Raw genomic sequence first — 18,077 nt, 5'->3', positions numbered from 1 at the left:
AGGGGACCGTCTGGTTCGGGGTGGGCGACTGGTTGTAAGATACCGCCCGAGGCGGCAATCTTCTACCGTGCCAGTTACGGTGGTAGTCTTCATATCTCGTCAATGTTGCGAGGGCCGAGTTATGCCGAAGACTGCACGAAACTCCGAAATCTCGGGTTTTCACAAGGCTATAACGGCGGAACTCAGCGCCGTACCCAGGCGGCTGATTAGAACGAAGCTCGCTGCATTGATTGAGCAGAAGGTGCCCGACGTACCCAAGGGGTTTGCGGAAGCTCTCGCTGATCATATTCTTGCTAAAAATAAAGAGCCGTTTGAATTTGATAACGAGGATGAACGAGAAGTTTCCGTCGATATTACGGCGGCCGATATCGATTTGATCGGTACGGAGGTGCGCTCGTTTGTGACGGACGAGATACCGGAGATTGTAACCAAAATTATCGACGATGCTGCGAGCGCCATCCTCGAAACCCTCAACCGGGACTGGCCAGCCCAGCGCGATTGGCAGAGGGTGACGACCGAAGGTTTTAAGGAGCGGCTTGAGGATCGGTGGGGTCGCGGGTTTGATATCTTGCGGATGATGTACACCATCGCAAAAGAGATTGGCGGCATAGCAAATCAGCGGCGACGGCGCTCTCGAGCGAAACGGAATCTTGTTCTACAGGATACTATTACACATCTACACATCCGTGCCTGCCAGGTGGTCGCCGAAATATTGTGTTTGATGGAAAACGGCTTCGCTGACGGTGCAATCGCGAGATGGCGGACATTACACGAAATTACTGTAGTCGCGGCGGTGATTGCACACTTCGGTGAAGATTTGGCCGTGCGATATCGCGCCCATGAAGCGGTTGAGGCAAAACGGGCAATGGACCGTTACCAGGTAAGTCATGCCGCCTTAGGGCTCTCGCCGTTCGGGCAAAAAGATACCCGCGAAGTCGAGGACCATTATCAAGCTGCGCTTGCCCTGTACGGGGACCGATTTGGTTCTGAATATGGGTGGGCGGGTTGCCATCTTGATCTCAAAAAGCCTCGGTTCATCGACCTTGAGAAAGCGGCAGGCAAGCTTGAGATGAGGCCGTATTATGGTTTGGCAAGTTACAATGTTCACGCGAGTGCGATGGGTATCGCGTTTCGTTTAGGCTTGCCGCGTGAACTCGCCGGTCCGACCGGCCTCGCGGGTGCAAGTAATACGGGGTTTGTGGATCCGGCGCAGAACGCCGCTTTCGATATCGCGTTCATGACCAGTTTGATACTCAGGCCTCATAACATCGATGACATGATCCAGCTTAAGATACTTCTCCTCCTGCGCGGCAAAATTGCAGCCGAGCTGACCGCTGCTGATAGGCGAATCGAGAAGGAGCATCGGGCACATTTGCGGGCAGGGCGCGCGCAGTGAATTGGGCCTCTGGTCGAGCCTTAAGCTGGCAGAGCGTATCGCGGTAAGAGGGTGTCATAGGCATCGGTGTCGTACCAGTGGGATGCGCGCTCGCGATAAGGGGTGAAAAACCCTCTCCCGCCAGTTGCGTTTTCGCCGACTCTCCCGTAATGGCCCGCCTTCGGTTTAAACATCAACCAGCAAGAGCCCGGAAACGGGCCCGCTCTTTCGCATCGGTAGGGACTATGGACAGCAATATCCGCATTCGTCTGAAGGCGTTCGATCACCGTGTGCTCGATCAGGCCACTGGCGACATCGCCGACACCGCACGCCGCACCGGCGCGCTCATCCGCGGTCCGATTCCCCTTCCGACGCGCATCGAAAAGTTCACCGTGAACCGCGGCCCGCACATCGACAAGAAGTCGCGCGAGCAGTTCGAGGTGCGCACGTACAAGCGTATGCTGGATATCGTCCAGCCGACGCCGCAGACGGTCGATGCGCTGATGAAGCTGGACCTCGCCGCTGGCGTTGACGTCGAGATCAAGCTCGCCTAAGGGCTGGCGCGGCGCGGTCGACCGGTAACGGTCCCGCGCCGTTCGACATTGGGATACCGCCGTCGGTGAAAACCGACGGGGCAGCGTCCCCCGTCACGCTTCCGCACTCGCGGAAGCACCAGCCCGGGACGGGGGCACGTTTCGTATATACCGGGCTGAACCGACTCCATTCAGGGCTTTTGCCGGGGATGGGGTCAGGTGGACGCATCATGGAGCTCGCTCCGGACATGGTCCGCAAGCCCCCGAGGAATAGTCCGACGGGGCCTCTGTCTAGGAAGGGACAAGATCATGCGTACTGGCGTGATCGCGAAGAAGATGGGGATGACCCGCCTGTTCCAGGAAGATGGTCGGCACGTGCCGGTCACCGTTCTGGCACTCGAAGGCAATCAGGTCGTTTCCGTTCGCGAAATGGATCGTGACGGCTACACTGCCGTCCAGCTTGGTGCAGGTGTCGCCAAGTCGAAGAATGTCGCAAAGCCGCAGCGCGGCCATTTCGGCAAGGCCGAAGTGGAGCCCAAGGCTGTCGTCCATGAGTTCCGCGTGAACGCAGACGGCTTGCTCGACGTTGGGGCCGAGATCTCGGCCGACCATTACGTCGCAGGCCAGATCGTCGATATCCAGGGCAAGACCCAGGGTAAGGGCTTCCAGGGCGGCATGAAGCGTTGGGGCTTCGGCGGTCTGCGGGCAACCCACGGCGTGTCGGTCTCGCACCGTTCGCTCGGTTCGACCGGTCAGCGCCAGGATCCGGGCAAGGTCTTCAAGAACAAGAAGATGGCCGGCCACATGGGCGACAAGTATCGCACCCAGCAGAACCTCGAGATCGTGTCGACGGACGTCGAGCGTGGTCTCTTGTTCGTCAAGGGTTCGGTTCCTGGCTCCAAGGGCGGCTGGCTCTTCGTCAAGGACTCGGTGAAGGTCGCGCGCCACGCCGACGCACCGTTCCCCGCCGGTCTCAAGACCGCAAACAGCAACACCGCAGCAGACACGCCGGCCGAAACGACCGACGCACCTGCAGCCGACGGCCAGGAGGGCTGAGCGTGAAGATCAAGGTTTCATCTTTCGCCGGCACTGACGCAGCGGACATCGAGCTCAACGACGAGGTCTTCGGCCTCGATCCGCGCGCCGACATCCTGCACCGTGTCGTCACCTGGCAGCTCGAGAAGCGTCGCGAGACGGCTCGTGGCACCCGTGAGCGCGCAGACGTCGCACGCACCGGCAAGAAGTTCGGTCGCCAGAAGGGCGGCGGTACGGCTCGTCACGGCGATCGTCGCGCACCTGTGTTCATCGGTGGTGGTAAGGCTCACGGCGCACGCGTCCGTGACTTCAACCCTTCGCTGAACAAGAAGGTTCGCTCGCTCGGCCTGCGCATGGCTCTCAGCAGCCACGCCAAGGCGGGTTCGCTGGTCATCATGGACAGCCTGGCTGTCGAGGGTGGCAAGACCAAGACGCTGCAGGGCGATCTCGCAAAGCTCGGCTTCGGCAAGCGTGCGCTCGTCATCGACGGCGACATGGTCGACACCAGCTTCGCATTCGCTGCGGGCAACCTGTACGAAGTGAACGTGATGCCGGCTGCCGGCGCGAACGTTTACGACATCCTGAAGCATGACACGCTGGTGCTGACGCGCGCCGCTGTCGAAAAGCTGGAGGCGCGCTTCCATGGCTAAGAAGCAGAAGGCGGGCATCGATAATCGTCATTACGACGTTATCTTGGCCCCGCACATCACCGAGAAGACGACGACCCTGTCGGAGTTCAACGCGGTTGTGTTCAAGGTATCGAATGATGCCACGAAGCCCGAGATCAAGGCGGCCGTAGAGGCGCTGTTCGACGTGAACGTCGTCGGCGTGAACACGCTCGTCCAGAAGGGCAAGACCAAGAAGTGGAAGGGCACGAACTACTCGCGCTCCGACATGAAAAAGGCAATCGTGACGTTGAAGGACGGTCAGTCCATCGACGTGACGACGGGGATCTGAGGCCATGGCACTCAAGCATTATAATCCGACATCGCCGGCACGCCGCGGTCTCATCCTGGTCGATAAGTCGTCGCTCTGGAAGGGTCGCCCCGTCAAGGCGCTGACCGAAGGTAAGCACAAGACCGGCGGTCGTAATAACAAGGGCCATGTGACCTCGCGCGGCATCGCCGGCGGTCACAAGCAGAAGTACCGCTACATCGACTTCAAGCGTCGCAAGTGGGACGTCGAAGGCACTGTCGAGCGGATCGAGTATGATCCCAATCGCACCGCGTTCATCGCCCTGGTCAAGTACCCGGACGAAGAACTCGCCTACATCCTGGCGCCTCAGCGTCTGGCCGTCGGCGACAAGGTCCTCGCGGCCAAGAAGACCGACGTGAAGCCAGGCAATGCCATGGAACTCGGTCAGATGCCGGTCGGCACCATCGTCCACAACGTGGAGATGAAGCCGATGAAGGGTGGCCAGATCGCCCGTTCGGCCGGCACGTACGTGCAGGTCGTCGGTCGCGACAAGGGCATGGTGATGGTCCGCCTGAACTCGGGCGAGCAGCGCTACATCCGCAGCGATTGCATGGCGACGGTTGGCGCGGTCTCGAACCCCGACAACCAGAACCAGAACCTGGGCAAGGCAGGCCGTTCGCGCTGGATGGGTATCCGTCCTCTGACGCGCGGCGTCGCCAAGAACCCGGTCGACCATCCGCATGGCGGTGGTGAAGGCCGTACCTCGGGTGGCCGTCATCCGGTTACGCCTTGGGGCAAGCCGACGAAGGGTGCGCGCACGCGTCATAACAAGTCGACCGACAAGATGATCATCCGGTCGCGTCATTCGACGAAGAGGAAGGGCTAACATGGCTCGTTCAGTCTGGAAGGGCCCCTTCGTGGACCTTCATCTGCTCAAGAAGGCAGAAACCGCCCAGGACACCAACGCGCGTTCGCCGATCAAGACCTGGTCGCGTCGCTCGACGATCCTGCCGTCGTTCGTGGGTCTCACGTTCAACGTCTATAACGGCCGCAAGTTCGTGCCCGTCTCGGTCAACGAAGACATGGTCGGCATGAAGCTCGGTGAGTTCGCGCCCACGCGCTACTTCCCCGGCCACTCCGCCGACAAGAAGGGCAAGCGCTGATGTCTAAGCAAGTCAGCCCGCGCAAGGTCGCGGACAACGAGGCGCTTTCGGTCGGTACGCAGATCCGTGGTTCCGCGCAGAAGCTCGGCCTCGTGGCTGCGCTGATCCGTGGCAAGAAGGTCGGCGATGCGATGAACATCCTCGCCTTCTCGACCAAGGGCATGGCGATCGAAGCGCGCAAGGTGCTGGCCTCGGCCATCGCCAACGCCGAGAACAACCATAACCTCGATGTCGACGCACTCGTCGTCGCCGAGGCTTCGGTCGGCAAGTCGATCACGATGAAGCGCTTCGCTACCCGCGGCCGCGGCAAGTCGACCCGCATTCTCAAGCCATTCAGCCGTCTGCGCATCGTCGTGCGCGAGCAGGAAGAAGCATAATGGGTCAGAAGAGCAACCCCATCGGTCTGCGTCTGCAGATCAACCGTACCTGGGATAGCCGCTGGTACGCCGAAGGCGCCGACTATGGTCGGCTCCTGCTCGAGGATCTCAAGATCCGCGCATTCATCATGAAGACGCTGCCACAGGCCGCGATCTCCAAGGTGGTCATCGAGCGTCCGGCCAAGCTGGCCCGCATCTCCATCTTCGCTGCACGCCCCGGCGTGATCATCGGCAAGAAGGGTGCGGACATCGAGAAGCTGCGTTCGACGATCGGCAAGATGACGTCGTCGACCGTGTCGCTGAACATCGTCGAGATCCGCAAGCCGGAAGTCGATGCGCGTCTCGTCGCGCAGGGCATCGCCGACCAGCTCGAGCGTCGTATCGCCTTCCGTCGCGCCATGAAGCGTGCGGTCCAGTCGGCGATGCGTCTCGGTGCCGAGGGCATCCGGGTGAACTGCGGTGGCCGTCTTGGCGGCGCCGAGATCGCACGGTCGGAGAGCTATCGTGAGGGTCGGGTTCCGTTGCACACGCTGCGCGCGAACATCGATTATGCCGAGGCTACGGCGCATACGTCCTACGGCGTTTGCGGCGTGAAGGTCTGGGTCTTCAAGGGCGAGATTCTCGGCAACGATCCGACGTCGTACGACCGCATCATGATGGAGGCTCAGACCTCCGGCGTGCGGCCGCAGCGCGACGATCGTCGCTAAGGGGCAGGAACAGACATGCTGCAACCAAAAAAGACCAAGTTCCGGAAGGCCTTCAAGGGCAAGATTTCGGGCGACGCCAAGAGTGGCTTCTCGCTCAATTTCGGCTCCTATGGCCTCAAGGCGATGGAACCCGACCGGATCACCGCACGCCAGATCGAGGCGGCCCGCCGCGCGATCACGCGTCACATGAAGCGCCAGGGGCGTTTGTGGATCCGCATTTTCCCAGACCTTCCGGTCTCGGGAAAGCCAGCCGAAGTCCGCATGGGTAAGGGCAAGGGCGCGCCGGAATACTGGGCCGCTCGCGTCAAGCCGGGTCGGATCCTGTTCGAGCTCGACGGCGTCGACGGCAAGATCGCCGCCGAGGCGTTCGAGCGGGCGGCCATGAAGCTGCCGATCAAGGTAAAGGTCGTTGCCCGCCTGGGTGACACCTCGCATCTGGGAGGCGAGTAAGATCATGGCTCGTATCGACGACATGAAGACCAAGAGCGACGACCAGTTGTCGGAGTCGCTCGGCGAACTGAAGCGCGAGCAGTTCAACCTGCGCTTCCAGGCCGCCACGAACCAGCTCGAAAAGCCGAGCCGCGTTCGTGAGGTCCGCCGCGACATTGCTCGCATCAAGACCCTGCAGGCTCAGCGCACCAGCGCTGAAGCCGCGAAGTAAGGAACGTATCATGCCGAAGCGCGTGCTGACCGGTCTGGTCGTGTCCGACAAGGGCGACAAGACGGTGGTCGTGAACGTCGAGCGTAAGGTGAAGCACCCGCTCTACGGGAAGATCATCCGTCGCTCGAAGAAGTATCATGCTCATGACGAGAGCAACGAGTTCAAGCAGGGCGAGACCGTGCGGATCGAAGAGACCGCACCGATCTCCAAGCTGAAGACCTGGAAGGTGATCGAGCGGGTCAACACCCACGCGACGCCGGAGCGGGCTTCGGCCGAGGGCTGAATCAAACATGAGGGCAGGGGGGCAACTCCCTGCGCTCTTGTTTTCGTAAACTGGAACGGCTAAGCGGCCGCTCCTCCCCGCTGCGGTTCGTCCGTGGCGGGGTGATTTTTTAGGCGGGGTTCGGTCGGTATCGACCCCAGAGACAGAGAAGGGATACGGATCCATGATCCAGATGCAGTCCAATCTCGACGTCGCTGACAACAGCGGCGCGAAGCGGGTGCAGTGCATCAAGGTGCTTGGGGGTTCCAAGCGTCGTGTTGCAGGCGTTGGCGACATCATCGTCGTCAGCATCAAGGAAGCGCAGCCACGTGGCCGTGTGAAGAAGGGCGACGTTCACCGCGCGGTGATCGTGCGTACCGCCAAGGATATCCGCCGTGCAGACGGTACGGTCATCCGCTTCGACGGCAATGCCGCGGTGCTGGTCAACAAGAACGAGGAGCCGATCGGCACCCGTATCTTCGGCCCAGTCGTTCGCGAGCTGCGCGGCAAGAAGCACATGAAGATCATCAGCCTCGCGCCGGAGGTGCTGTAATGGCGTCGCAGCGTATCAAGAAGGGTGACAAGGTCATCGTCCTGTCCGGTAAGGACAAGGGCAAGACCGGTGAAGTCACCGTTTCCATGCCGAAGACCGACAAGGTCGTCGTATCGGGCGTCAACATCGCCGTGCGCCACACCAAGCCGACTCAGGGTGACCCGCAGGGTGGCCTGATCCGCAAGGAAGCACCGATGCACGTTTCGAAGGTCGCGCACGTGACCGCCGACGGCAAGCCGACCCGCGTCCGCTTCGAGGAGCAGGACGGCAAGAAGGTCCGCGTCGCCGTCAAGACCGGGGAGAAGATCAATGGTTGATCAGAACACTGGCGAGCAGGCCGGCACCGAGGCCGTCTACGTCGCGCGCATGCGCAAGCTGTACGACGAGACGATCATCAAGGCGATGACCGAGAAGTTCGGTTACAAGAACGTCATGGAGATCCCGCGGCTCGACAAGATCGTGCTGAACATGGGCGTTGGCGAAGCCACGCAGGACAAGAAGAAGGTCGACCAGGCTGCTTCCGAAATGGAGCTGATCGCCGGCCAGAAGCCTGTCGTGACGAAGGCCAAGAAGTCGATCGCGCAGTTCAAGCTGCGTGAAGGCATGCCTATCGGCGTGAAGGTTACCCTTCGCCGCGAGCGCATGTACGAGTTTCTCGACCGTTTCATCACGATCGCTCTTCCCCGCGTCCGCGATTTCCGCGGGCTCAACCCGAAGAGCTTCGATGGCCGTGGCAACTATGCCTGCGGTATCAAGGAGCAGATCGTGTTCCCAGAAATCAGCTATGACCGGGTCGACAAGGTCCGTGGCATGGATGTGATCGTGACGACGACCGCAAAGACCGACGACGAGGCTCGCGAGCTTCTGCGTCTGTTCGGTTTCCCGTTCCCGATCGAAGACGACGCTGCCGACGAGAAGAAGGCAGCTTAATCTAAGTCCCCCTCCCGCTTGCGGGAGGGGTCAGGGGAGGGGCCTCGCGCCTAACAGGCGTTGGTCCTTCCCTCCCCCAACCCCTCCCGCAAGCGGGATGGGAGCTAGCAAAGAAAGAACTTAAGTCGATGGCGAAACTGAGTTCAGTCAACAAGAACGAGCGCCGCAAGCGCATGGTCAAGCAGTATGCCCCGAAGTACGCGGCACTGAAGGCGATCGCAGCGGACAAGACGCTCGACGACGGTGAGCGTCTGATCGCTCGCCTCAAGATGGCGGCACTGCCGCGCAACGCGAACCCGACCCGTATCCGTAACCGGTGCGAGCTGACCGGTCGCCCGCGCGCCTATTACCGCAAGTTCCGGCTCTGCCGTATTCAGCTGCGCGATCTGGCCAACAAGGGCCTCATCCCCGGCGTCACGAAGTCGAGCTGGTAAGGACTAAATCATGGCAGTGACCGATCCCCTGGGTGATTTGCTCACCCGTATCCGTAATGGCCAGCGCGCGAAGAAGGACTCCGTCCTTACGCCGGCGTCGAAGCTGCGCGTCCGCGTGCTCGACGTTTTGCAGCGCGAAGGCTATATCCGTGGCTATAGCGAAGAGCAGATGGGCCCCGCGGCCGGCCTTCGCATCGAGCTGAAGTATTTCGAGGGCCAGCCTGCGATCAAGCATGTCGCGCGCGTCTCGAAGCCCGGCCGTCGCGTCTATTCCGGCTCGCAGGAACTCCCTCGCGTCCGTAACGGCCTCGGCATCACCATCGTCTCGACGCCCCGCGGCGTGCTGTCGGATTCCGAAGCACGCGAGCAGAACGTCGGCGGCGAAGTCCTCGCGGAGGTGTTCTGATGAGCCGCATTGGTAAAAAGCCGGTCACCGTACCGGCGGGCATCACGCCGACCATCGAGAACAAGCAGCTGACGATGAAGGGCCCCAAGGGTACCCTCAAGATGCCGCTTCGCGACGAGATCAGCTACACGATCGAAGACGGCGGCATTTCGGTGCAGCCGGCCAACGACACCAAGCGCGCTCGCGCGTTCTGGGGCATGCAGCGGACCATGGTGCAGAACCTGGTCACCGGCGTGTCGGAAGGCTTCACCAAGAAGCTGCTGATCACCGGCGTCGGCTATCGTGCCGCAGCGCAGGGTCGCAACCTCAAGCTGCAGCTCGGCTACAGCCATGACGTCAACATCGACGTGCCGGAGGGGATCGAAGTCAAGACTCCCGACAACACGACGATCGAGATCTCGGGTTCGGACAAGCAGATGGTCGGTCAGCTGGCCGCGGAAATTCGTCAGTGGCGCAAGCCTGAGCCTTACAAGGGCAAGGGTATCAAGTACGACGGCGAGTTCATCTTCCGCAAGGAAGGGAAGAAGAAGTAATGACCAAGGGACTTTCTCTTTTCGCCAAGCGGCGTCGCCGCAACCGTACCGCGCTCCGCGCACGTGCAGGCACCCGTCCGCGGTTGTCGGTGCATCGTTCGGGCAAGCACATCTATGCCCAGGTGATCGACGATGCCGCTGGCACGACGGTCGCATCGGCCTCGACGCTGGAGAAGGACGTGCGCGGCACGTCCGGCGCCAACATCGACGCGGCGACTTCGGTCGGCAAGCGCGTCGCCGAAGCTGCCAAGGCAGCGGGCGTGACCCAGGTCGTGTTCGATCGCGGCGGCTTCCTCTACCACGGTCGCGTGAAGGCTCTTGCCGATGCCGCGCGCGAAGCCGGATTGGAGTTCTAAGACATGGCTGACGAAAACAACACGCCGGCAGTAATCGCTCCCGAGACGACCGCACAGGACGTCACGGCTCAGAACGTTCCGCAGAGCACTGGCTATCAGGGCAACAACGGTGGCGGTCGCGGTCGCGGCGGTCCCGGTGGCGGCGGCGGCGGTGGTCGTGGTGGCCCCGGTGGCAATCGCAGCGGTGGCCCAGGCGGCAACCGCGGTGGTCGTGACGGCGGTCGCGGTCGCGACAATCGTGGCGGTCGTCCCGGTGCGGACGATGGCGGCGAGGAGCTGATCGAGAAGTTGGTGCACATCAACCGCGTCTCGAAGACGGTCAAGGGCGGTAAGCGCTTCGGCTTTGCAGCGCTGGTCGTCGTCGGCGACGGCAAGGGTCGTGCAGGCTTCGGTCATGGCAAGGCACGCGAAGTGCCGGAAGCCATCTCGAAGGCGACGGCTGCTGCCAAGAAGAAGATGGTTCGCGTTCCGTTGAAGGACGGTCGCACGCTGCATCATGACGGCAACGGTCACTTCGGTGCCGGCAAGGTCACGCTGCGGTCGGCGCCTCAGGGTACGGGCATCATCGCCGGTGGCCCGATGCGCGCTGTCTTCGAATCGCTGGGCGTTGCGGACGTTGTGACCAAGTCGGTCGGCACGTCGAACCCCTACAACATGATCCGCGCCACGTTCGAGGCCCTTGGCGAGCAGACCTCGCCCAAGGCCGTCGCACAGCGTCGCGGCAAGAAGATCGCCGACCTGCTCGGCCATGGTGGTTCGAAGACCGCCGAGGCCGATGCAGCTGCGATCACGGAGTAAGCGATCATGGCAACCATCAAGATCACGCAGACCGGTTCGCCGATCCGCCGCGAGAAGGATCAGCGCGCAACGCTGATCGGTCTCGGTCTCAACAAGATGCACAAGACCCGCGAGCTGGAAGACAGCCCAGAGGTCCGCGGCATGATCCGCAAGGTGCAGCACATGGTGTCCGTCGAAGGCTGAGCCTTCACGCTACCTAGTGACAAATACCGGGAAGGGGGCTAACGGCCCCCTTCCTTATTTCCGGATTCGAACCCGGCGATTTCAAACCAGCGCGTAACAAGCGAAAGCGAGTGCATTACCATGAAGCTCAACGAACTCCGCGATAACGAAGGTGCCCGTAAGTCCAAGATGCGCGTCGGACGCGGCATCGGCTCGGGCAAGGGCAAGACCGCAGGCCGCGGCCAGAAGGGCCAGAAGAGCCGTGAGGGCGTGTCCATCGCCGGCTTCGAAGGCGGCCAGATGCCACTGCACATGCGTCTGCCTAAGCGCGGCTTCAACAACATCTTCCGCAAGGACTTCGCAGAGGTCAACCTCGGCGCGATCCAGCTCGCGGTCGATGCCGGCAAGATCGAGGCGAACGCCACGCTCGACCACGACGCGCTGAAGGCCGCTGGCCTGGCACGCGGCGGCAAGGACGGCGTCCGCCTCCTCGCCAAGGGCGAGCTGACCACGGTCCTCTCGTTTACCGTCGACGGCGCGTCGAAGGGCGCGATCGAAGCGGTCGAGAAGATCGGCGGCAAGGTCGAGGTGATCCACTTCGTCCCCGCAGCCGAGAAGGCTGCCGCCAAGAAGGGCGTGAAGTACAAGGAGCGTGCGGCGCACAAGGCGTCGTTCAAGGCTTAAGCTGGACTAAAGGGGGCGGGTGCGAAAGCGCTGGCCCCCTTTTTATTTACCTGACTTGGCGTCTTCCCGTCGCCCACTTCTGACCTGCCGCCGTTCAGCGATTTCCCTTCCTCCGTTCGCCCTGAGCGAAGTCGAAGGGTACGTCACTCCAGGCAATGTCCTTCGACTTCGCTCAGGACGAACGGGTCATGGGGCGACCGGAAGTAGCCATAGCCATTAGACAAGCGCGCCCGTGCGCCTATATGAGCGGCGGGGGCGGTCACAACGCATCCCGCCTTCTTTGTTTCCAGGACGATCACACGCATGGCATCCGCAGCCGACCAGATGGCGCAAAGCATCAGCCTTTCGAAATTCGCGAAGGCGACCGACCTCAAGAAGCGGTTGTGGTTCACGATCGGTGCGCTGATCATTTTCCGCCTGCTCAGCTATGTCCCGCTGCCGGGTGTCGACCCGACCGCGCTCGGCCTGCTCTCGCAGCAGACGCAGGGCGGCGTGCTCGATTTCTTCAACACCTTCTCGGGTGGTTCGCTCAGCCGCATGTCGCTGATCGCGCTCGGCGTGATGCCCTACATCACCGCCTCGATCGTGGTGCAGCTCGCGACCTCGCTGTCGCCGACGCTCGCCGCCATCAAGAAGGACGGCGAATCGGGTCGCAAGCGCCTCAACCAGTACACGCGCTACGGCACCGTCGGCCTGACCGCGGTGCAGGGCTATTTCATCGCCGTCGGCCTTGAGACGCTTGGCGCCGCACAGGGCATTCAGGCGGTCATCGAGCCCGGCATGATGTTCCGCGTCGCCGCGGTCATCTCGCTGATCGGCGGTACGATGTTCCTGATGTGGCTCGGCGAGCAGATCACCAGCCGCGGTATCGGCAACGGTGTCTCGCTGATCATCATGGCCGGCATCGTCGCGCATCTGCCCGTCACGCTCGTCAACCTGCTCGAAGGCGGCCGCTCTGGCTCGCTCGATCCGATCAAGCTGATCGGCATCGTCGTCGCGGTGGTCGTGCTGATCTTGTTCATCTGCTTCATGGAGCGCGCCCAGCGCCGCATCCTGATCCAGTATCCCAAGCGCCAGACTCAGCGTGGCATGCAGGCCGATCGCAGCCATCTGCCGCTGAAGATCAACACCGCCGGCGTCATCCCGCCGATCTTCGCGTCGTCGCTGCTGCTGATGCCGCTGACGATCTCGCAGTTCGCCGGACAGCGTGTCGCGGGTGAATCGAAGTGGGGTGATTTCATCATCACCCTCAACCAGTATCTGCAGCACGGCTCGCCCGTGTACATGCTGCTGTACGGCGCCGGCATCATCTTCTTCTCGTTCTTTTACACCGCGGTCGTCTTCAACCCCGAGGAAACCGCCGACAACCTGAAGCGCAATGGCGGGTTCATCCCCGGGATTCGCCCGGGCAAGAACACCGAGAATTACTTCGATTACGTGCTGACGCGCATCACCGTCATCGGTGCGGCGTATCTGACGATCATCTGCCTGTTGCCCGAATATCTGGTGACCGCGTTGCAGATCCCGTTCTACCTCGGTGGCACCAGCCTGCTTATCGTCGTCAACGTGACGATGGACACCGTGACGCAGATCCAGTCGCACCTGCTGGCGCACCAGTATGGTGACCTGATCAAGAAGGCGAAGCTCAAGGGCAATCGACTTCGTTAAGTTGCGGGGCTAACCCGGTTTAAATCCTGCACGAACGAGGGGAGTGCGTTTCGTGAATATCATCCTTCTTGGACCGCCCGGCGCGGGCAAGGGCACGCAAGCCGCAACGCTCGTCAACGAGCGCGGCATGGTCCAGCTTTCGACCGGCGACATGCTGCGCGCATCCGTCGCCGCCGGAACCCCGGTTGGCCTTCAGGCGAAGTCGGTCATGGAATCCGGCGGTCTCGTCTCTGACGAGATCGTGTCGGGCATCATCGGTGAGCGTCTCGACCAGCCGGACGCGGCGAACGGCGTCATCTTCGACGGCTATCCGCGGACGGCTGCTCAGGCGGAAGCGCTCGACGGTCTGCTAGCCGATCGTGGTCGCACGCTCGACTACGTCATCGAACTTGGCGTCGACGAAGCCGCGTTGATCGACCGCGTCGTTGGCCGCTACACCTGCGCCAAGTGCGGCACGGGCTATCACGATCGCTACAAGAAGCCGGTCGTAGCAGGCGTCTGCGATGTCTGCGGTTCGACCGAGTTCAAGCGCCGGCCGGACGACAATGCGGAGACGGTCCACAACCGCATGGCCGAATACCGTGCGAAGACGGCACCGATCCTGCCGATCTACGACGCACGGGGTTTGGTTCACCGCGTCGACGGCATGGCCGACATCGCGCACGTGGGCTCTGCGATCGCTGCGATCCTCGACAAGAAGTAAGCGTGTTCCGCCGCTGAGGCGGGGCCCTAGTTATGGGCCACGCTCTCGCCCCCTCTTCCGTCATCCCGGCGAACGCCGGGACCCACGGATACGGCGGACCAAGCGAGAGCGTGCTACCACCCCCACTCCGCAACCATGGGTCCCGGCGTGCGCCGGGATGACGGGGTAGGAGTGGGGCAGCTGACTGAGGCGCTTCCGTCTCAGGCCTACAACAACCATCAACATGACGAAATTGTCACCCCTCGGTCATCGCCCTGACCCCCGCCCGATCCTAGAACCAACACGTAGCCAGCAATGGCTACGCGAGTTTTCAGAGATCGGTGCCCGTCACTCCCGGGGGTACCGTGGGGGCCGGTGGGAAGACTTCTTTCCGCCGGCCTTTCCGTTTATGAGGGCAGGAGATAGTGACCGATTTCGGTGGTAGGGAAGGTGATACCGCGTTGAGCCGCAAGATCCTGATCGTCGAGGACGACGCCTCGACATCCGCCTATCTTGCCAAGGGTCTGGCTGAGGCAGGCCATGCAATCGAAGCCTGCGCAGACGGCCGTGACGGCCTGTTCCTGGCGAGCGAGGGCATCTTCGACCTCATCATAGCGGACCGCATGCTGCCCGGCCTCGACGGCCTGTCGATGGTCAGCGCGATTCGCGCCGCGGGCATTGCCACGCCGGTCCTGATCCTTTCCGCGCTCGCCGCCGTCGACGACCGTGTCGATGGGCTGAAGGCTGGCGCCGACGATTATCTGTGCAAGCCCTTCTCGTTCGCCGAGCTCTCCGCACGGATCGAGGCCATGCTGCGCCGCTCCGACCGTGCCGCGACAGAGCCGCAAAAGACGAAGCTCTCCGTCGGCGACCTCGAAATCGACCTGCTCGCCCGCGCGGTGTCCCGCGCCGGCCGTTCGATCCCACTCGGCGCCCGCGAGTTCAACCTGCTCGAATTCCTTGCCCGTCACGCCGGCCAGGTCGTGACGCGCACGATGATGCTTGAGAAAATCTGGAACTACCATTTCGACCCGGGCTCGAACGTCGTAGATGTCCATATCGGCCGTCTCCGCCGTAAGCTCGAGGAAGGTTTCCCGACGCCGATCCTCCATACGGTTCGCGGTGCAGGCTACCGGCTCGCCGTCGAAGGGTGATTCGCCTTTCGGTAACAGCCCGGATCGCGCTGCTTTCGATCGCGCTGGCGCTGATCTCGAACCTCGCGCTGGTCGGCTTCGTCTGGAAGACCACCAGCGCGGACGCGATCGACGCGATCCGGCGCGAGACCACCGAGCAATCGGAAGCCCTGCGCGCGGTCTGGCGTAACGGCGGACTCCCCGCGATCCGCCAGGCGATCGACAGCGCGGTCGTCCCCGGCGACGTCTCGCTCGTGCTCGCGGTGGTCGACCCGAAGGGCAGGGCCGTCGTCGGCATCGCGCCCGAACGCCTCGCAGTCCCGCTGCGCGTGACGCAGTTCCGCATCGCGCGACTCGGCGCCGACGAACTCTGGTCTGCCCGCGAGACGGGGTACGCGCTCCACCCGCTCGGCAGCTACTGGCTGCTGACCGGTCGCAATCTCGACCTGATCGCCGCGGAGGAACGCGCGATCGAACGCGCACTCGCGGTCGCCGTGTTCCTGTCGCTCGCGCTTGGCGTGGTCGGAGGGCTCGTCCTCACGCGCTACGTCAGCCGCCGTCTCGACGGCATCGCCAAGGCGATCGAGGCAGCCGGTGAAGGCGATCTCTCTCGCCGGGTCGACATGATCGCGGGGGGCGGCGATGCGTTCGACCGCCTTGCCGCGCGCCTCAACGTCATGCTGGGCAAGCTCGAAGGCGTGATGGCCGAACTTCGGATCGTCACCGATAGTCTCGCGCACGACCTCCGCTCCCCGCTCGCACGCCTGCGCACGAAGACCGAGCAGGCGGTGCTGATCGCCGATCCCGACGCTCGGGAGGCGGCGCTGGGCGGCCTCCTGGTCGAAACCGACCTGGTGATGCGGATGCTGACGATGGTGATCGAGATCAGCCGCTCGGGCTCGGTCTCGCGCGACCGCTTCATCGAGGTCTCGCCCGCGAACCTGCTCGAGGAAATCGGCGAACTCTATGCGCCTGTCGCGGAGGACGCCGGTCTGACTTTCACGATCGCGATCGACGACCGCCCGCCGCCGATGAAGCTGCACCGCGAACTCATCAGCCAAGCGATTACCAACTTGATCGACAACGCGCTCCGTCACGGCGCCGGCGGTGGCGAAGTCACGCTCCGGATCGTCCACCGCACCGACGGCGTCGCGATCCAGGTCGAGGACCGCGGCCCCGGCATTGCCGCCTCCGACCGTGCTCAGGCGTTGAAACGCTTCGGCCGACTGGACAGCGCACGATCGACGCCGGGTGCCGGCCTCGGCATGGCCCTGATTGAAGCCGTCGCGCGCCTGCACGACGGCCACTTCGAACTCGCCGACAACGCGCCCGGCCTCGTCGCACGTATAGTCCTTCCCGTCTGACCCCTGGCGGGCGAGGATCGTTTGCGGCAACCGGTTGACCTCAACGGCGACCGCGGCGAGACCGTGCCCATGACGACGCTCGCCTCCCACCGCCGCATCCTAGCCGCCAGCCTGGTCGGCACCGCGGTCGAGTTCTACGATTTCTATATCTACGCGACAGCCACGGCACTGGTGTTCGGGCCGCTGTTCTTTTCGGGACAGTCAGCCTCGGCGCAGTTGCTGCTGAGCTATGCGACGTTCGGCCTGGCCTTCGTCGCCCGCCCGGTCGGCGCGATTGTGTTCGGGCATTTCGGCGATCGGATCGGGCGCAAGTCCACCCTCGTTGCGTCGCTGTTGCTGATGGGCGGATCGACCGTCGGGATCGCATTCCTCCCCACCTACGCGCAGGTAGGCTGGATCGCGCCAGCGCTGCTGTGCCTGATGCGGCTGGGGCAGGGGCTCGGGCTTGGCGGCGAATGGGGCGGGGCGGCGCTACTTGCGGTTGAGAACGCGCCGCCGCACCGCAAGAATACCTGGGGCATGTTTCCGCCGCTCGGTGCCCCGGTGGGTTTCCTCGCCGCCAACGGGCTGTTCCTGATCATCGGCCTCGTGCTCGACGAGGCGCAGTTCATCGCCTGGGGCTGGCGCATCCCGTTCCTGCTCAGCGCGATCCTGGTCGGGCTTGGCCTGTGGGTGCGGCTGAAGCTGACCGAGACGCCCGCGTTCCTGGAAGCGGAAGCGACCGAGGCACTCCCCAAGGTACCGATCGCAACGCTTCTCACGCAGCACCTCCGCGCGACGCTAGCGGGCACGTTCGGCGTAATCGCATGCTTCGCGCTGTTCTATCTCGCGACCGCCTTTGCGCTTGGCTACGGCACCAAGACGCTCGGCTATTCGCGCGAGGCTTTCCTCGGCGTCGAACTCGTCGCGATCTGGTTCCTAGCGGGCGGCGTGATCGTCGCGAGCGTGCTGGCGGATCGGCACTCGGCAGCACGGATGCTCGCGATCGGGTTTGCCGGGTGCATCGGCGTTGGCGCGCTGATGGGGCCGATGCTGGGCTCGGGATCGCTGTTCACGGTGTGGCTATGGCTGTCGGGCGCGCTGTTCGTGATGGGGTTCGCCTACGGCCCGCTCGGCGGATGGCTGCCGAGCCTGTTTCCGGCGGGCGTGCGCTACACCGGCGTGTCGATGACGTTCAATCTTGGCGGCGTGCTGGGCGGTGCGCTGGCGCCGATCGTCGCGGAGGCACTGGCCCCGCATGGGTTGTGGCTGGTCGGTGGGTATCTGATGGCGGCTGGGGTCCTGAGCCTCGGCGGGCTGCTGATCCTCGGCCGCACGACCGACAAATAGAATGCTCTCCCGCCTCG

General features: G+C 63.0%; 27 protein-coding genes. All 27 read left to right on the top strand.

All coding sequences use genetic code 11. The features are described 5' to 3' along the window. Positions 1 to 121 precede the first annotated feature (121 nt). The 27 genes from C8J47_RS12905 to C8J47_RS12775 all read left to right on the top strand — a co-directional run bounded on the left by C8J47_RS12905 (position 122) and on the right by C8J47_RS12775 (position 18,060). Entirely contained in the window at positions 122 to 1,396 is a 1,275-nt protein-coding gene (locus C8J47_RS12905) for a DUF5677 domain-containing protein (RefSeq protein WP_121885987.1), read from the top strand. Between the two features lie 224 nt (positions 1,397 to 1,620). Next, positions 1,621 to 1,929 carry a 30S ribosomal protein S10 gene (gene rpsJ, locus C8J47_RS12900; protein ID WP_007406109.1) on the top strand — a complete coding sequence of 103 codons (309 nt, stop codon included), beginning with the start codon at positions 1,621 to 1,623 and terminating at the stop codon, positions 1,927 to 1,929. 288 nt (positions 1,930 to 2,217) lie between these two features. Continuing rightward, positions 2,218 to 2,964, top strand: coding sequence for a 50S ribosomal protein L3 (gene rplC, locus C8J47_RS12895; RefSeq protein ID WP_056060507.1), 747 nt, complete (start codon positions 2,218 to 2,220; stop codon positions 2,962 to 2,964). 2 nt (positions 2,965 to 2,966) lie between these two features. After that, positions 2,967 to 3,593 carry a 50S ribosomal protein L4 gene (gene rplD / locus C8J47_RS12890; RefSeq protein ID WP_056047616.1) on the top strand — a complete coding sequence of 209 codons (627 nt, stop codon included), beginning with the start codon at positions 2,967 to 2,969 and terminating at the stop codon, positions 3,591 to 3,593. Then, positions 3,586 to 3,900, top strand: a complete 315-nt coding sequence (locus tag C8J47_RS12885; RefSeq protein WP_056047618.1) for a 50S ribosomal protein L23 — start codon at positions 3,586 to 3,588, stop codon at positions 3,898 to 3,900. The genes rplD and C8J47_RS12885 overlap by 8 nt, the downstream gene beginning before the upstream one ends. 4 nt (positions 3,901 to 3,904) lie before the next feature. Next, positions 3,905 to 4,744 (top strand): 50S ribosomal protein L2, encoded by an 840-nt coding sequence (gene rplB / locus C8J47_RS12880; protein ID WP_055872649.1) that lies wholly within the window; start codon positions 3,905 to 3,907, stop codon positions 4,742 to 4,744. Position 4,745: 1 nt separating this feature from the next. Then, positions 4,746 to 5,021 carry a 30S ribosomal protein S19 gene (gene rpsS, locus C8J47_RS12875; RefSeq protein ID WP_031393761.1) on the top strand — a complete coding sequence of 92 codons (276 nt, stop codon included), beginning with the start codon at positions 4,746 to 4,748 and terminating at the stop codon, positions 5,019 to 5,021. Next, complete coding sequence (gene rplV, locus C8J47_RS12870) at positions 5,021 to 5,398, top strand: 50S ribosomal protein L22 (RefSeq protein ID WP_056047621.1); 378 nt, start codon at positions 5,021 to 5,023, stop codon at positions 5,396 to 5,398. Before rpsS ends, rplV begins: the two co-directional genes overlap by 1 nt. After that, the gene (rpsC, locus tag C8J47_RS12865; protein ID WP_055872646.1) at positions 5,398 to 6,105 is read left to right on the top strand and encodes a 30S ribosomal protein S3; all 708 of its coding nucleotides are present in this window, start codon (positions 5,398 to 5,400) and stop codon (positions 6,103 to 6,105) included. Before rplV ends, rpsC begins: the two co-directional genes overlap by 1 nt. 15 nt (positions 6,106 to 6,120) lie before the next feature. Next, positions 6,121 to 6,555, top strand: coding sequence for a 50S ribosomal protein L16 (rplP, locus tag C8J47_RS12860; protein WP_031393758.1), 435 nt, complete (start codon positions 6,121 to 6,123; stop codon positions 6,553 to 6,555). Between the two features lie 4 nt (positions 6,556 to 6,559). After that, positions 6,560 to 6,766, top strand: coding sequence for a 50S ribosomal protein L29 (rpmC, locus tag C8J47_RS12855; RefSeq protein WP_055872644.1), 207 nt, complete (start codon positions 6,560 to 6,562; stop codon positions 6,764 to 6,766). 10 nt (positions 6,767 to 6,776) lie between these two features. Further along, on the top strand, positions 6,777 to 7,049 hold the full coding sequence (gene rpsQ, locus C8J47_RS12850; RefSeq protein WP_031393756.1) for a 30S ribosomal protein S17: 273 nt from the start codon (positions 6,777 to 6,779) through the stop codon (positions 7,047 to 7,049). A 163-nt stretch (positions 7,050 to 7,212) separates the two neighbouring features. Beyond that, entirely contained in the window at positions 7,213 to 7,581 is a 369-nt protein-coding gene (rplN, locus tag C8J47_RS12845) for a 50S ribosomal protein L14 (RefSeq protein WP_031393755.1), read from the top strand. Then, entirely contained in the window at positions 7,581 to 7,898 is a 318-nt protein-coding gene (gene rplX / locus C8J47_RS12840) for a 50S ribosomal protein L24 (protein WP_056047623.1), read from the top strand. The genes rplN and rplX overlap by 1 nt, the downstream gene beginning before the upstream one ends. A gap of 49 nt (positions 7,899 to 7,947) precedes the next feature. Next, the gene (rplE, locus tag C8J47_RS12835) at positions 7,948 to 8,511 is read left to right on the top strand and encodes a 50S ribosomal protein L5 (protein WP_082441396.1); all 564 of its coding nucleotides are present in this window, start codon (positions 7,948 to 7,950) and stop codon (positions 8,509 to 8,511) included. A gap of 128 nt (positions 8,512 to 8,639) precedes the next feature. Then, entirely contained in the window at positions 8,640 to 8,945 is a 306-nt protein-coding gene (gene rpsN / locus C8J47_RS12830) for a 30S ribosomal protein S14 (protein ID WP_056015537.1), read from the top strand. Between the two features lie 10 nt (positions 8,946 to 8,955). Continuing rightward, positions 8,956 to 9,351, top strand: coding sequence for a 30S ribosomal protein S8 (gene rpsH, locus C8J47_RS12825; protein WP_031393751.1), 396 nt, complete (start codon positions 8,956 to 8,958; stop codon positions 9,349 to 9,351). Then, the gene (gene rplF / locus C8J47_RS12820) at positions 9,351 to 9,884 is read left to right on the top strand and encodes a 50S ribosomal protein L6 (protein ID WP_056047628.1); all 534 of its coding nucleotides are present in this window, start codon (positions 9,351 to 9,353) and stop codon (positions 9,882 to 9,884) included. Before rpsH ends, rplF begins: the two co-directional genes overlap by 1 nt. Then, positions 9,884 to 10,240: a 50S ribosomal protein L18 gene (rplR, locus tag C8J47_RS12815; protein ID WP_031393749.1), complete on the top strand. Its 357-nt coding sequence runs from the start codon at positions 9,884 to 9,886 to the stop codon at positions 10,238 to 10,240. The genes rplF and rplR overlap by 1 nt, the downstream gene beginning before the upstream one ends. A 3-nt stretch (positions 10,241 to 10,243) precedes the next feature. Next, positions 10,244 to 11,038, top strand: a complete 795-nt coding sequence (rpsE, locus tag C8J47_RS12810) for a 30S ribosomal protein S5 (RefSeq protein WP_060524133.1) — start codon at positions 10,244 to 10,246, stop codon at positions 11,036 to 11,038. A gap of 6 nt (positions 11,039 to 11,044) precedes the next feature. Beyond that, the gene (gene rpmD / locus C8J47_RS12805) at positions 11,045 to 11,221 is read left to right on the top strand and encodes a 50S ribosomal protein L30 (protein ID WP_055872633.1); all 177 of its coding nucleotides are present in this window, start codon (positions 11,045 to 11,047) and stop codon (positions 11,219 to 11,221) included. Positions 11,222 to 11,341: 120 nt separating this feature from the next. After that, entirely contained in the window at positions 11,342 to 11,884 is a 543-nt protein-coding gene (rplO, locus tag C8J47_RS12800) for a 50S ribosomal protein L15 (protein ID WP_056047631.1), read from the top strand. Between the two features lie 303 nt (positions 11,885 to 12,187). Further along, complete coding sequence (secY, locus tag C8J47_RS12795) at positions 12,188 to 13,552, top strand: preprotein translocase subunit SecY (RefSeq protein WP_055872627.1); 1,365 nt, start codon at positions 12,188 to 12,190, stop codon at positions 13,550 to 13,552. 52 nt (positions 13,553 to 13,604) lie between these two features. Then, entirely contained in the window at positions 13,605 to 14,255 is a 651-nt protein-coding gene (locus C8J47_RS12790; RefSeq protein ID WP_121886237.1) for an adenylate kinase, read from the top strand. 440 nt (positions 14,256 to 14,695) lie between these two features. Continuing rightward, the gene (locus tag C8J47_RS12785) at positions 14,696 to 15,388 is read left to right on the top strand and encodes a response regulator transcription factor (RefSeq protein ID WP_056050249.1); all 693 of its coding nucleotides are present in this window, start codon (positions 14,696 to 14,698) and stop codon (positions 15,386 to 15,388) included. After that, the gene (locus C8J47_RS12780; RefSeq protein ID WP_183129106.1) at positions 15,385 to 16,731 is read left to right on the top strand and encodes a HAMP domain-containing sensor histidine kinase; all 1,347 of its coding nucleotides are present in this window, start codon (positions 15,385 to 15,387) and stop codon (positions 16,729 to 16,731) included. Before C8J47_RS12785 ends, C8J47_RS12780 begins: the two co-directional genes overlap by 4 nt. A 69-nt stretch (positions 16,732 to 16,800) precedes the next feature. Beyond that, a complete protein-coding gene (locus tag C8J47_RS12775; protein WP_121886235.1) occupies positions 16,801 to 18,060 on the top strand; it encodes an MFS transporter in 1,260 nt (419 codons plus the stop codon). Positions 18,061 to 18,077: the final 17 nt, after the last annotated feature.

This window comes from Sphingomonas sp. PP-F2F-G114-C0414 (assembly GCF_003688595.1).
Lineage (GTDB): Bacteria > Pseudomonadota > Alphaproteobacteria > Sphingomonadales > Sphingomonadaceae > Sphingomonas.
The sequence above is the reverse complement of the archived record's forward strand: the minus strand, read 5'-3'. Positions and strand labels throughout refer to the sequence as shown.